Origin of the sequence: Poriferisphaera sp. WC338 (genome assembly GCF_050931845.1) — a bacterium.
In the GTDB taxonomy this organism is placed as follows: domain Bacteria; phylum Planctomycetota; class Phycisphaerae; order Phycisphaerales; family Phycisphaeraceae; genus Poriferisphaera.
Map to the genome: position 1 here is coordinate 1,604,850 of NZ_CP194516.1, position 13,406 is coordinate 1,618,255.

The window sequence follows — 13,406 nt, forward strand, 5'->3', positions numbered from 1 at the left end:
ACGAAGGGTTACATATGGAAAGCGCACTCCTCCGGCCAATAGATCTCATTGTTATTCTTGTTTTTCTAGCGGTCTGTGTAGTCATTGGCTTCTATTGTTCAAGACGCAATAAGTCGGCTGAAAGTTATTTTCTTGCCGGTCGTAGTATGCCTGGTTGGGTTGTTGGCTTTTCATTGATGGCAACACTCATTAGCTCGATGACATTTATGGCGGCCCCTGGATTTGCTTATGCCAAGGACTGGCGGTACATGCCATCATCACTCATGTTCATATGCGCCATTATGCTCGGTATGTTTATATTCATGCCTGTCTTTAGAAGATCAAACATGACTTCCGCCTATGAGTATCTTGAAAAACGATTTGGGATATGGGCCCGTTACTATGCTGCGGTGGGTTATATTCTTATGCAGATCGCAAGACTTGGGCTTGTCATGTACACGGTATCGCTGGCAGTACATGTGATGCTTGGCCCCAAACTTGGCGCAACCATTACCATGGAATGGGTTATCATTCTACTTGGCATCGCGGTTGCGGCTTACACCATTGCCGGTGGTTTGGAAGCAGTTATATGGACCGATCTTATTCAGGGTCTAGCATTAATGATCGGAGGCCTGATCTGCTTACCGATTGTCATTATGAATATTCCCGGTGGACTTGGAGAAATTTTTTCCGTTGCTCACACCGAAGGAAAACTAATGCCTGCTGAACTTTTTGAATTTTCATTTAATAAAGAAACTGTATGGATGCTATTGATGCCAGCCATCCTAAATGCACTTTGGTGTACCGAGCAAACAACTGTTCAACGCTACATCGCTCCTAAAACAACGAAGGAAGCAAAAAAAGCAATGCTGGTTTCATTTGTCACCGTGATTCCAGTATGGGTTTATTTTGCCTTCATTGGTACCGCAATCTTCGTGTTTTATAAATTCAATCCTAATCCTCTAATTGATGAGGTTGCTAAAGAGCCAGAAAAGGTATTGCCGTTCTTTGTCCTAACTGAAGTTCCTACCGGCTTGGCTGGTTTTGTCGTTGCGGGATTAATTGCGGCAGCAACTTCAAGTTTAGATTCCAGTATCAATGCGTGTGCATCAACCGTTACCAACGACATCTTCAAAATAACCGACAAAAAATCAGACAATCCATCCTATGGTCTCAAGTGGGGGCGATGGGCTTCAGTATTTTTTGGTATTATTATGATCGTTTTTGCATTGATGATCCATTGGGGCCGCACGAAGACCATTCAAGATCTTCAATCAATCATGACGCAAGTCTTAACGGCGGGTATCTTTGCACTATTCATGCTTGGATTACTAACTAGAACGATTGGAAACAAAGCTGCTATCACAGCAACGATTTGTACAGTATTTACTGCTTGCATCTGGCTGTTCTTTGACTCTTCATATGGCCAAGAGAAATTCTCGATAATTGCTAACTATCTACCCAATAAATTTTGGTTTGGTTCACTGTTGAATTTAGAGCTGTTTTCAATTGCTATCATCTTCAACACGATCTTCAAGTGGAAAAATTCTAAAAACATCACCAATCTTTCGATCATGTCTATCAGAGAAGATGCAAAACTAGAATCTAAACCTGCCACGTATATTTCTAAGTAAACCGCACAGTTGCCACTGTAGAATGAAACCGAAACTGACATTACGTGAATGCGGATGAGAGGGCTCGAACCTCTGACCTTCGGTTCCGGAACGGGTGCTCTGACCGGTTCGTCAAACCCATTTCTCACTGCAGGTTACGACACTTTCGAGCACACTGACTGACATTTGAAGCGCAGAAAAACGGGGAAAAACGCGCCCTTTCACCTCCGTTTGCGCGCAGTGAGGCCTGCTCGCTTGCCGTCTATCTAACGGTTAGATAGTAGGTCACTGTGTTTGTACTGTACGCAAACTGGTGGAGGATAGCGGCTACCGCTTCGCCTCTTTTACACCAAACCTTTGCTTTGAGCCGGTTTCGACCAAGCTGATTCATATCGCGTGTAGTTGATGGGGGCGGATCTTTGCGAAAAACAGTGCAAGGTTTTCAACCAATTGGATTACCTGTGGCCTGCAAGAGTGCGGCCGCTTTTTGTTTTCGGATGTAAAGGTGACCACCATCCAGAAGGTGACGAAGAAGAAAACTGCTCGCAGACCGGGAGGTGTCAAGGGTCGTCCCAGAGGTAAAACGACCGGCCTCGGCATCCAAGAATACTGGGTGAAGCTGTTTCGGCAGAACGCTTACGTAGCCAAGAAAGACTGTATGGCCGACGCACAAATCACCGCAGCGATGAAAGCCGAGTTCCCTGGTAGAGACTCAGCAGTGTTTGATCGTGTCTCCAGTGTCCGCAACAAATACAACAAAGGCGGCCTGACTGGTGATGAAGTGTCAAAAAGCTGGTGAAGAAGTACGACGAAAACGGAAACGCGACGGATGGCCGGGGTCGGCCCAAAATACCAATGAGATGATTTTAGAAAATTAACAATATTCAAATATTATGTTGGCCATATGAGTGTTATGGCGAAGGTTCTTCATCCCACGACAATTCGTCACGCATCACGTAGAACAATGATCCTGGGCCATCGCCAAACACCAAATCCAACGCTTGTCCGTCTTTATCTAAATCCGCGGGGCAAACGTTGAGGCCGTGGATTTCGGTGCGCATGATTGATCCGTCGGCGTGTCGGATGCGTCTTGCTTTTTCAAAGATTGGTTGATTGTTTGTGCCGACGTTGCGTAGCCAGAAGGGTGAGTGGGTTTTAAGGTAGCCCCATTGTTTCATGTCGATTGATTTTTTGTAGAAGCGCGTTGTGTTTTCACCTTGTGCATCAAAGAGGATGTCCCATTTGCCGTCTTGATCCCAGTCGATGACGCTGAAAGATGTTCTGCCGGAGAGCCCACCATACCATGCGGTTTGGATTGTGCTGCCGTCGGTGTATGTTGGGTGGAATGTTTTGATCATGTTGGTATTGCCGATTGATTCGGGGATGCCGAAGGTGATGTTTTGATCGATGTCGAGGTAGAGAAGGACGGGGCGGTTGTCACCGGCGATGCGGTACTTGCCGGGGATGACGGTGGGTCTTGATCGCCATGCGACGGGGAGCTTGTGGCCATTGGTGGTGAATATTTTTGTGTCGTCAACGATGGCGGGATTGTTGGTGCTTGTGCGTTTGAAGAGTTTGAATGTTGCGGTGTTGTCGTTGGTGATGAGGTCGAGTTGGCCGTCGTTGTCCCAGTCGAACATTTGCGGCTTGGTGTATCCCCATCCGATTTCTTGCGGGCCTTGGATATTGCGCGTGCCGGTGTGGCGGATTATCTTGTTGTTGGTGTTTTTGAGTGTGATGCAGCCGTTAAAGATGAGCGGGTTGTCAGTGCCGGGGTAGAGTGTGAAGAGTCCTTGGCCGTCACCGATGATGAGATCATCTTTGCCGTCGTTCGTCCAGTCGCCGAGTGTTGGAGTGGCGAGAGTTGCGGCGGTGATTGGCCCACCGATCATTTGGAGAGGATGCGCGGTGAATTGTCCGACGGTGTTGCCTTTGAGAACGGTGATGAAGCCGCTGCCGCCTGAGCCGAGGATAACGTCGTCGTGGTTGTCGTTGTCGATGTCGACCACGGCGTAGATCTGGTCCTGATTGAGGGTGTAAGGCTTGCTGTTTGGTGAGATGAGTGAGATGCTGCGACCGACGTGGATCTGGTGATCGTTGGTGTCGAGGATTGGTGCGGCTAGGACTTTGTCTACAGCGGATGCGATGATGAGATAGCGTTTGTTGTTGTGATTTAGGACGGCGGCGGAGATTGATGCGGCGAAGTTACGCCATTGCAGTGGGAAGTCGTCGCGGCCTTGATAGATGGGTTTGATTTTACCGAAGGAAAGTTTGTTGTTGGTGCGTGATCCTTTTGCCCAGAGGATTTCGTATGTGATACGAGAGCCGAGCCAATTGCCTTGGATGTCGTAGCCACGAATGTTTTCATTGACGATGGGATCGCGGTCTGGGCCCATCATGGGTTGTCGGTTGCGTCGCCAGGGTGAAGCAGATTCGACCCAGTATTTCCATTTGATGTCACGGCGGCGACAAAGGATGAGGTCGTTGATGTTGTCGCCATCGATGTCGCCGATGAATTTACTGAGTACGTCTTTGGGTAGTGATTGCGTGAGTGTGTCGTATGAACCGGCGTACATTTTTTCGGCGTCGGGTTGTGGTGTTGTGATGGGGAGGTATTTGAGTGTGCTGAGTTCGATCATGTCGTGCTTGCCGTCAGGGCGGACGATCATTTGGTAGCGTGCATCACGGAGCTTGTTGAATGGGCGACCACTGTCGAAGGTGGGTGCGTTGTAATCGGGCATAGGTTTTGCTTTACTGATTTGATCGGGGGAGGCTTGAGTGTAAAGAATTTTTGTGCGCGGTGTCCATGAAGAGGAGTAGGTACTGTGGTAGACTTGCCAGTTTTGGTCATCCCATTTGATGAGGCTTGTGTTGCCCCAGAGGTTGTGAAGCGGGTGTGTGCTGTTGTTGGTGACGGTGAGTTGTTTGAACTTTTTGTATTTGTGTTTGAAGGTGAATGGCTTTGGGTTTGCTTGCAGCATGTCTTGCCATATTTCACCGATAATGAGGTTGTCAAATGTGGCGGCGAGTTTTTGTGCGTTGCCGGTGGCAAGTTCGAGTGCGTTAGATTTGTTGCTGTAATCGAACTGCTTGCGCATGTGTGGCTTGGCGTTTAATGAATGGGGGAGGCGGCTGTTCGCAGGGAAGACCCAGACGGCAAGTTCGTCTTTCTGGTTGCGGCGAGTGATCAGGCGAGCGATGAATGTGATGTTTTGGTCTTGTTGGTATTTGCCGAACTGAACAACTTGGTTTTGTGGTGATCCTGCGGTTGCATAGTAGCGGCCGGTACTGTTGATGCCGATGATCATGGGGATGCGGTCGACTTTTCGATCTTTATTGGTGAGGCGGAAGGCGCAGAAACTTGAAGGGCCGGATGCGCCGGATCGTTTCATGTTGATCTTGAAGAACCACTGTGCATCGAGGTCGAAGTCAACTTGGCAGATCAAGCGGCGTGAGGTGGTACCTTGGCCGAATAGTTTGTTATTGCGGAGGCGCAGACTCTTGCTCGACCAGCTTGATGCCCAGCCGTTCTGTTCGATATTGCCGTGGTTGTTTATGGTGGTGTCGACATCGTTGAAAAGATCGAATGCGACGATATCTGCACTACCGTTGTGAGTGGTGGCGAGAAAAAGGGCGAATGATATAGTGAGAGTAAGAAGATGGTTGGCTGTTCTGAAGTTAATCATGGAAGTTGAATCCGATGCGAGCTAATAGTGTGGAAGAAAAGCCTTCACGTACGGTTTGGTAGGTGAAGGCGAGGTGTTGTTGTTCAGGTTAGTTTAATGGTTTGCGCGTTTTGATAGAAACAGTAATCCAACGCTGAAAAGTGATAGAGCCGCGGGCTCCGGGATTGAAGTAACATCGTCAAAAGTCGTGCCGATGCGGATTTCGTCAACGGCCAATTGCTCTGCAAATCGTGGCTGTCCAATGGCAAATTGTACAATCGTGCCTGAAGCATCATCAGTAGCCGAATATTGCCAAGACTCCGTCACCGGGTCAGTTGTAAAAAGAGATGCCTGCAGCGTGTCATTCTGGCCGGATGGGGAAAGTGTAAGTTTCATCACAAGTAAAGTATCGACACCAACACCGACCGTTCCGCTGGCTGCGGTTACTTTATCGTTGCCAATTTTGACCTCAACGGCTTCGCTACTTGATTGGCCAACGTAGACGAGAGTCGAATTAGATGAGTTTTCGAGCCGAAAGAATGTTGAATTTTCACTACCATTGGTTGGCGCATTGTCGTCGCGTCGAAAGAGCATACTCATGTAGTAGGTTGTGGTTTGCGTGGGGTTGAGGTCAATTGCAGAAGCAAGCGATCTTTCGATGCGACCTGTGTGGCCGTTCGCAGTGATAAGAACGTGATTGCCGACAGGCGATCCGTAGGATGCGGGAGGAGTAACCGGATTTTGATCTACAACGAGTGAGGTAGAGTTATTTGTTGGGCCGGACCATGCTCCCCCCCAACCAATGCCGCCGTTCTTCGTATAAACGGTTCCGGTATTATATTCGAATGATTCACTGACAATGACACCTGCGGTTGCATAACTGGTTAAGCATACACACATGGCAGTGCAGGCAATCATAGCTGAACATTTGAGTCTGCGATGGATCATCTTTTTGACCTCCTAAGTAAATGTTGATGTTAAATTGCTGGATTGACATAACTTGATTAGTTCAATGAAGGCATACGATAACTGCGTACTTCGGCGTTAGGGACGGGGGCGTCGAAAAGCGTTTCATCGTCGCCTTTATAGGTTGCGGCAGAACCATCGGTTGATGCGTAGTTGGCAAAGATTTCATCGCGCAAATCGATAGGGGTGAACTTGACATACATACTTGCAACATAAGATCCGGGTGCAGAGGAGCGGTAAAGAGACTCATAGCCGTGTGAGCTACCGATGTGATTTGCTTTGATGGTTGTACCGTCGAAATAAAGGCGGTCACCGACGAGTGTGTTGGTTTTATGGTCGTCGATACGCCAGTTTTGGGCGGTGTTGCTCCAGAAGTTTGGCTTGTCCCATAGGGTGTTATGACGGTTGAAATAGTAGCCATAAGTAAAGAAGTAGTCGACGTAGATGCGTGTCGAACCTAATGGGATACTGTCGATGTCTTTGTCATATGGTTCGAGGAATGGGCAGGTCATGAAGTTGGGATCGATGTAAGGCGTATAGAGCGGCCGCAGGTCGTTGCCATAGGTATCTGCTATTAATTCACCGTTGTAGGCAGAACTGATCGCTGTAGGGTTCTTGATGTAGCGTAATTCTGAATAATTCAGCGGCAATCTTTTATTGTCGACTTCATAAGCGATCATGGCTGTCGCAAGCTGCTTCAGATTTGAAAGACATTGGACATTCTTTGCAGTTTCACGTGCTGCAGAAAGCGCGGGTAAAAGAATACTAATTAGCAAAGCAATTATAGATATAACAACTAACAATTCTATAAGTGTAAATGCTTTTTTGGATTTTTGATGTGTTCGGCGATGAAACATTCCAAATTCCTTAAATGGATTTTGTTGCATGTAAGAATCTTTGATAATAAACGTGTGATTGTTGGGTTATATAATCGCGCCAAGGCGAGTAAACGCCTTGTTCTTTCTGGTTCACTATTCACAGGCCAAAACGGTTTACGGCTTCTGATTCTTCCCAAGTGCATCAAAACCTTGTGGCATGAGCGAGGTAAAATCGTATTCAAGTTTGTCGCTGTCTTCTTCATGTTCAGCGAGAAACTTCACGGCTCCCTCGCAACTAATTCGTATGTGTTTTTGCATCAAATCGCGGGCAGCATTGGGATCTTGGCGTTTGATGGCGTTTCTGATTCTGCCATGCCAACGGTAGATGTCGATCATGGTTTTGAGTGTGTGTTTTTCGTGTCGTCTGGAGCAGCAAATGAGTAAGAATGCTTGTGCGTCTTCGATGGCTTTGCGCATCCAGCGGTTGTCCGTGCCGCGAAGTATGGCGGCGTGAAATGCGAGGTCTGCGGCGAGGTACTTTCTGATTTCTTCAGCGTCGAGTTCGGTTTGGTTGGCGTTTCTCATGGCGATGCAAACGTTTTTGATTTGATCAAGGATTGTATCGAGAAGCGCAAAATCTTCTGGTGTAAAGGTTTGGGCGGCGTGTGCGGCGGCATGGCCTTCAACGAGTTCACGTAGCTGATAGAGTTCTGCGATTTCCCTTGCGGAGGGTTTACGAACGATTGTGCCGCCTCTGGGCACTTGTTCCACTTTGTTTTCGAGTTGCATTCTTAGGAGTGCTTCGGAAACGGGCGTGCGGCTGATACCCATTTCTTTGGCAAGCGTACCAATTGAAAGCTGGCTACCGACGTGAAGCTTGCCTTCCGCAAATTGATTGCAGATGTAAGCGTAAGCTTGATCTCGTAGTTTTATGTTGTTGAGTTTTGATATTGCTGCGGTCATGTTAAGTCCTACGATCCTACAAACATGTCAGTAATTTTACCTTGATTTACATTATACATTACTGATTACTCCACTCTGTGACAGGTGAATTTTATACCAACATTGTTGACATGTCAACAATGTTGGTATATTTTATTAGATCGCAATTACTAATTTAAGGATCAATAGTTATGAGATCTAAGCGTTTTTTTTTGGGAACTCAGTACTACCGCCCACCGTTTCCTAGGGATGGAGCATGGGAGCAGGATCTGCGTGAGATTCGGGAGGTAGGGATTGATGCGATTGTTTGCTGGGTGGTTTGGGGATGGTGCGAGCCGCAGGAAGGTGAATATGTGTTTGATGATTACGATCGGCTTTTTGATTTGGCGGCGGCGAATGGCTTGGAGGTGATCTTGTCGGTTTTGCCGGAGCTTAATCCGTTTTGGATGGCACGGGCAGAGCCTGATGCGCAAATAGTTGATGTGATGGGGAACAAAGCGGTGAACGGGCCTCGACTGGAGTGTTTGAGTGGCGCGGTTCCAGGTGGGTGCTCGGACCACCCTAGTGTGCGAAAACGGATGGAAGATTTTCTTGAGGCTTGCGGAAAGCATTTTGGAGGCCGATCGAATTTGAAGGCTTGGGATGTTTGGAATGAAAATCGTTGGCGTAATGGTGTGGATGGTACAGTTTGTTGCTGCGAACATTCGACGAAGCGTTTTCGGGGGTTCTTGAAAGAAAAGTATGGCGGGCTGGATGGTTTGGGTCGAGCATGGGGCAGGCGGTATTGCGATTGGGAGGATGTGCGGCTGGCGCCGAAGCAGGCGAGTTGCTATCCGGAGATGCATGATTTTTTAGGTTGGCTAAATCAGCGAAACGAAGAGATGATTGATTGGCGTTTGGCGGCGCTCAAACGTGGAGACGATACGCACATGGTTGGCTCGCATACAAGCTTGCCTTCGGCTTGTGGCGGCGTTGCGTTGAAGGAAGATTTGTTTGCGAGGGGGATTGATTGGGACGTAGCGAAGGGTGATTTTTATGGCTTGAGTTTGTTTCCTGACATGACGGGAGGAGAGCCGGTCTCACCTATCGACATTACCATTCGTTACGAAGCTTCGGCCAGCGCAGCGGGCAACGTACCGTGCTTACTGAGCGAATTGCAGGGTGGGCCAACGATCACAGCAGGTCGATCAACACAGCCACTTGATGCGGATCGGCAACAGGCGTGGGTGTGGCTCGCAGTGTCACGTGGTTTGGAGGCCGCCATTTTCTGGTGCTGGCGGCCCGAAATGTTTGGCTTGGAATCTGGTGGGTTTGGTGTTACATCGCCGGATGGCTTTGCGGACGCCCGGTTAAAAGCAATTCAATCGAGTGTAGAAAAACTTAAAGAGACGGGGATTGCGAACAACGGGTTCAGGCCGTTACCACCGGAGGTTGGCGTTGTTTTTCAGCGTGATTCTTACTGGATCAATTGGATGAGATCGCGTGAGTACGCTCCGGGTTATTATGATGCACCGCAGTATACGCTATCGTATTTACGCGCATTGGAGGCATTGCAGCAGCCTTATGTGCTACTGGATGATGAGCATATCGATCGAATGGATAACTATGGCAAATTAAAGCTGGTCATTGTTCCGGATTCAAGCATGCTATCAGATAAGGTCGCAGCCAAGCTTCGTAGGTTTGCGGAACAAGGTGGCGTAGTCTGGGTTGAAGGCGCCCCCGGCCGATTTGGAGAAGACACATTCGTGCGAGAGGCATCCGAATGGCCGTTGCTGAAGGGATTGAATATTGACGTTCGGTTTTATCGTGCAAGTTCATCAACTAGCCGAGAGATACCCGCGAGGATGCTGAGCAATAATGACCCACTCCCTGTGTGCTTTGATCATTACGAATATACTTTGTCATATATAAACGAAACTGATTCCAAACAAGAAGACTGTGCCATTGTAACTTCATTAGGATATGGAAAAATTGGCTTAGTCGGAAGTTCAATATCATGGCCAACATGGCAAGAAAACCCTGAGAGATTAATTAATTTAGTATCACATCTACTTGACTGGTCCGCAGTTTCTACGCCAATATCAGTATTGAATCCTAATGCTCATGGATGCTCAGTTCGTATTGGTTGGATTGGCAAAAACCTCCACGCACTTGCCGTTAATTATTCCGAACCTCAAACTGTCAAATTTAAGATGGATGAAACTATAGGAGGCTTTAGTAACTTGAATCTGGTAGACGTAGACAAGGTGTATTCAATAGATATGAAGCCATGGAGCTATGCGGTCATTAAGCTGATGCGTGGCGCGGAGGTGATGGCTGAAACATAGACAAACTATTTACCATAGATAAATAGTCTTGGCGCGTTTTATTAAAAAGGCATGCAAAAAGCAGCTGAGGTTTGCCTCATGGTTGCAGGAGCCGTGAGTTTTCTGGTCTACGTCCTGATTTCAACCAGTTGCATGCCGTTAAGTGAGCTGCTGCTGTCGGCGTCGCTATCCAATAGTTTTGCAATATTTGTTGAAAAGCCAATCATTATCAATGCAACGCTTTTGTCATCTACTTTAGATAATGCCCTTCTCAACATCTGTACCGCATCATCATACTCCGAATGGGATCTGGTATACCGTTCGCCTTTTTTGTATCTCGCCGCAATGATCGGTCTCAAGTATGTTCGCTCGTTTGGTGTGAAACCGTTTTCAACTATGCCGATTTGGATTTGGGTGTTGCCGTAGAAAGTATTGATAACATCTGTAAATATTAGCGATAATTCATTGTCTTTGCTGATGGCAATGCCAGGTAACTTACAACAGCCCAGGTGATGATAATTATTCAGCATCGCCAATGCCAAAACATCATCAATATCGTTCCCCATATCGATATCGAGAATCACGTTGCAAATTGCCACTGTTCTCTCCATAAGATAGCTCAAGCCACTAATGCAAGGCAGGTACTCAAGTGGCTCAATCGACGGTAAATGTATGTTTGTATTCCCACCCCAAAAATTCACAACAGGCATTGTCGGTTTTGGTCATTAATCTCCTGGCACTAATTCCGGTTCAACCATCACGCGTACACGTTGTTGCTCAACGCGGTTGCCGATGCGCCAGAACAACTGCTCTACAGCACGTTGCCCCATTAGTTTTGCGCCAATATGAATCGTGGCAGGTCTTGGATACAAGCCTATTAAAGCGGCCTTTTCATCATCGCAACCAATGATCTCTAACTGATCATTAGGCTTAATGCCACGCTTCTCCAAAACGCGGTATACCATTGCAACAATCATATCGTGCGGCACGAACAAGCCTGTGGCACAACCTGGCTCTGCGAGGTATTGATCCACAACTTCAGAGACGAGATTTTCGAGTAAATACAAATCCAAGCCATTGTGGAGCCGTTGCATTTTTGTTTGATTAGATAAATATGTTTTGACTTGGCAATTTGCGGATGATGCGACAAAATTAAAATAATCAATACGCAATTTGATCGCAGGATTTGAAGGAAGAATATTTAGCACTGCAAGATTGTTGTGTCTACGATCAATGAGGTACTCTGCGGCAAGCCGCCCCACTGATTCATTGCCCGCCAGCATCATGTCACCCTTAACATCATGATGAGAAGTAAGCCAGACTGTTGGGATACCTTCTATTTTTCCTATAACATCACTGCTTGGATCATGCCCGATCAGGACAAGGCCACTGATCTGCCTGTTTGATACAGCCAATGGCAGGTCTTTCGCTTTTGCTACATGCGCCACGATCAAATCCAAGTCACGATCACGCAATGCTTCTTCAACGCCACTCATCATTAATGAGCATGTCGATGCGTAATGATGAAACATATCTGTGTGAACGATCAAAACCGCAACAGGTAGTTTGGATATCTTCGAGGAGCTTGATCTTTTACGTGCACTCGGCTGATATTGCAACTGTCGCATGGCTTCACGCACGCGGTCAATATTTGCCTTCGATACCGAAGGGTAATTGTTGACGACTTTTGAGACAGTCGCTGGGGACACACCTGCTAATTCTGCTACTTGAAGTAAGGACATGACAAAATACTAACTCCTGTTAAGCTGGCAGTCAATTTATTTTCTTATTTTTTCCGAAAATTACAAGAAATTTACATCCGGAAAACTGAGACTCAACATGTGTTTTAAGCGGGGCTTTCAATAGCTACAGATTAATATTTAGCGAATTTAAGCATAAAAAGCCCGATCTTGGCGTAGAACAAGGCATGATCTGGCAAGAACATCTGCTTGCCAGCTCTGTATACTTCGGAAATCTTAAAAAATGTTTCCATTATTTTACGGAAATTTCTTGACCTGTTGGCAAATTGAATTAATATCGGGCTGCCTGGCCAGGATTTGCTCAAAATGTTGTTGCACTCTCGAAGCCTTACATGATGTCATATTTCTGTCTTTCTTTACGGTCATATTTATAAACTTGGAGGAAACTATGTCGCATAAACAAAAGATGATTAGTTTATTGGCTACGTTTGTAGCACTAAGCAGTGTTACATTCGCCAATGCCGATCCAATTGCGTATTGGACATTTGATGAACCCGCAATCAGTGGCGGGCAACCCAATGACCAGCGCACAAATAGCATCAATACACTTCACAACTACCAAATGAAACGTGGCATTTCGTCTGGTTCAGATAGTAAAGATCCACAGTGGGCAGAAGGCATCAAAGGTAATGCCTGGAAATATTCTGCTGTTGTGAACAATACAGCAAACACCGGGACTCATGGTTCATCGGGATGGACGAGTGATACTTACTTTGACAATTTAAATCTTAATGTTTTTACCATCGAGGGGTTTTTCAAGCTAGATTCGTTGCCGGGCTCGGGGTCGAAAACCAATATGTATACCATTCTCGATTACACAGATTACGAAAATGCATCCAACCACAAGTACACGATTCGCGTTCGTCGCTATGCTGCAGCAGAAGTGGGCGGCGATCCTACGTTCCGATTAGATTATGAGGAAACTATTTCCAATGGGACATCTGCAGAAAACATCAACATTAATACAACATCGCTGTCGGCAGACAAGTGGTATTGGTTTGGCGTAACAAGAGATGCATCAAACAAGATTAACATCTCATTGAGAGATATGGATAGCGGTGATATGTTTACAAATTCAAAAACGATGTCATCAAGCGGCTTAGATTTTAGCAAAGCGGCATTGGGGGATGAAAATCGCGCTATTCTAACTGGTGTTTCACTTGCTGAGAATACAAACGGAGATGCATATCATTACCGCAATTTTGACGGCCTCATTGACGATATCCGTATCTCAGATCAAGTCCTCTCCCCTGAACACATGCTATACAACAGCATCCCAGAGCCGGGATCGTTGGCAATTCTTGGCTTGACAGTATTGCCTTTGTTTGGTGGTCGCAAATAATAATCAACCATTTGG

General features: G+C 46.7%; 10 protein-coding genes. 4 read left to right on the forward strand and 6 right to left on the reverse strand.

The window, feature by feature from the left end:
- Positions 1-14 precede the first annotated feature (14 nt).
- Positions 15-1,613 (forward strand): sodium:solute symporter family transporter, encoded by a 1,599-nt coding sequence (locus ACQ6WK_RS06575; RefSeq protein ID WP_432799946.1) that lies wholly within the window; start codon positions 15-17, stop codon positions 1,611-1,613.
- A gap of 484 nt (positions 1,614-2,097) precedes the next feature.
- A complete protein-coding gene (locus ACQ6WK_RS06580; protein WP_432799947.1) occupies positions 2,098-2,391 on the forward strand; it encodes a hypothetical protein in 294 nt (97 codons plus the stop codon).
- Between the two features lie 112 nt (positions 2,392-2,503).
- Here ACQ6WK_RS06580 and ACQ6WK_RS06585 read toward each other — a convergent pair whose 3' ends face one another.
- From ACQ6WK_RS06585 to ACQ6WK_RS06600, 4 genes are all read right to left on the reverse strand, one after another.
- Positions 2,504-5,278, reverse strand: coding sequence for an FG-GAP repeat domain-containing protein (locus ACQ6WK_RS06585; RefSeq protein WP_432799948.1), 2,775 nt, complete (start codon positions 5,276-5,278; stop codon positions 2,504-2,506).
- A 93-nt stretch (positions 5,279-5,371) separates the two neighbouring features.
- Entirely contained in the window at positions 5,372-6,205 is an 834-nt protein-coding gene (locus tag ACQ6WK_RS06590; RefSeq protein WP_432799949.1) for a hypothetical protein, read from the reverse strand.
- Positions 6,206-6,261: 56 nt separating this feature from the next.
- Positions 6,262-7,110: a competence type IV pilus major pilin ComGC gene (locus ACQ6WK_RS06595; RefSeq protein WP_432799950.1), complete on the reverse strand. Its 849-nt coding sequence runs from the start codon at positions 7,108-7,110 to the stop codon at positions 6,262-6,264.
- A 105-nt stretch (positions 7,111-7,215) separates the two neighbouring features.
- Positions 7,216-8,004, reverse strand: coding sequence for a GntR family transcriptional regulator (locus ACQ6WK_RS06600; RefSeq protein ID WP_432799951.1), 789 nt, complete (start codon positions 8,002-8,004; stop codon positions 7,216-7,218).
- 170 nt (positions 8,005-8,174) lie between these two features.
- On the opposite strand from ACQ6WK_RS06600, the gene ACQ6WK_RS06605 reads away from it, so the two are divergent.
- Positions 8,175-10,310 (forward strand): beta-galactosidase, encoded by a 2,136-nt coding sequence (locus ACQ6WK_RS06605; RefSeq protein WP_432799952.1) that lies wholly within the window; start codon positions 8,175-8,177, stop codon positions 10,308-10,310.
- A gap of 107 nt (positions 10,311-10,417) precedes the next feature.
- On the opposite strand, the gene ACQ6WK_RS06610 is transcribed toward ACQ6WK_RS06605, so the two are convergent.
- The gene (locus tag ACQ6WK_RS06610; protein WP_432799953.1) at positions 10,418-10,900 is read right to left on the reverse strand and encodes a hypothetical protein; all 483 of its coding nucleotides are present in this window, start codon (positions 10,898-10,900) and stop codon (positions 10,418-10,420) included.
- A gap of 114 nt (positions 10,901-11,014) precedes the next feature.
- On the reverse strand, positions 11,015-12,031 hold the full coding sequence (locus ACQ6WK_RS06615) for a LacI family DNA-binding transcriptional regulator (protein ID WP_432799954.1): 1,017 nt from the start codon (positions 12,029-12,031) through the stop codon (positions 11,015-11,017).
- Positions 12,032-12,272: 241 nt separating this feature from the next.
- Between ACQ6WK_RS06615 and ACQ6WK_RS06620 the strand changes: the two genes are divergently transcribed.
- Positions 12,273-13,391: a hypothetical protein gene (locus ACQ6WK_RS06620; RefSeq protein WP_432799955.1), complete on the forward strand. Its 1,119-nt coding sequence runs from the start codon at positions 12,273-12,275 to the stop codon at positions 13,389-13,391.
- The last annotated feature ends 15 nt before the right edge of the window (positions 13,392-13,406 follow it).

Bases quoted from the DNA above. Each gene is read 5' to 3' on its own strand.
- ACQ6WK_RS06575 (WP_432799946.1), top strand. From the start codon at position 15: ATGGAAAGCGCACTCCTCCGGCCAATAGATCTCATTGTTATTCTTGTT.
- ACQ6WK_RS06585 (WP_432799948.1), bottom strand. From the start codon at position 5,278: ATGATTAACTTCAGAACAGCCAACCATCTTCTTACTCTCACTATATCA.
- ACQ6WK_RS06590 (WP_432799949.1), bottom strand. From the start codon at position 6,205: ATGATCCATCGCAGACTCAAATGTTCAGCTATGATTGCCTGCACTGCC.
- ACQ6WK_RS06595 (WP_432799950.1), bottom strand. From the start codon at position 7,110: ATGCAACAAAATCCATTTAAGGAATTTGGAATGTTTCATCGCCGAACA.
- ACQ6WK_RS06600 (WP_432799951.1), bottom strand. From the start codon at position 8,004: ATGACCGCAGCAATATCAAAACTCAACAACATAAAACTACGAGATCAA.
- ACQ6WK_RS06605 (WP_432799952.1), top strand. From the start codon at position 8,175: ATGAGATCTAAGCGTTTTTTTTTGGGAACTCAGTACTACCGCCCACCG.
- ACQ6WK_RS06610 (WP_432799953.1), bottom strand. From the start codon at position 10,900: ATGGAGAGAACAGTGGCAATTTGCAACGTGATTCTCGATATCGATATG.
- ACQ6WK_RS06615 (WP_432799954.1), bottom strand. From the start codon at position 12,031: ATGTCCTTACTTCAAGTAGCAGAATTAGCAGGTGTGTCCCCAGCGACT.
- ACQ6WK_RS06620 (WP_432799955.1), top strand. From the start codon at position 12,273: ATGTTTCCATTATTTTACGGAAATTTCTTGACCTGTTGGCAAATTGAA.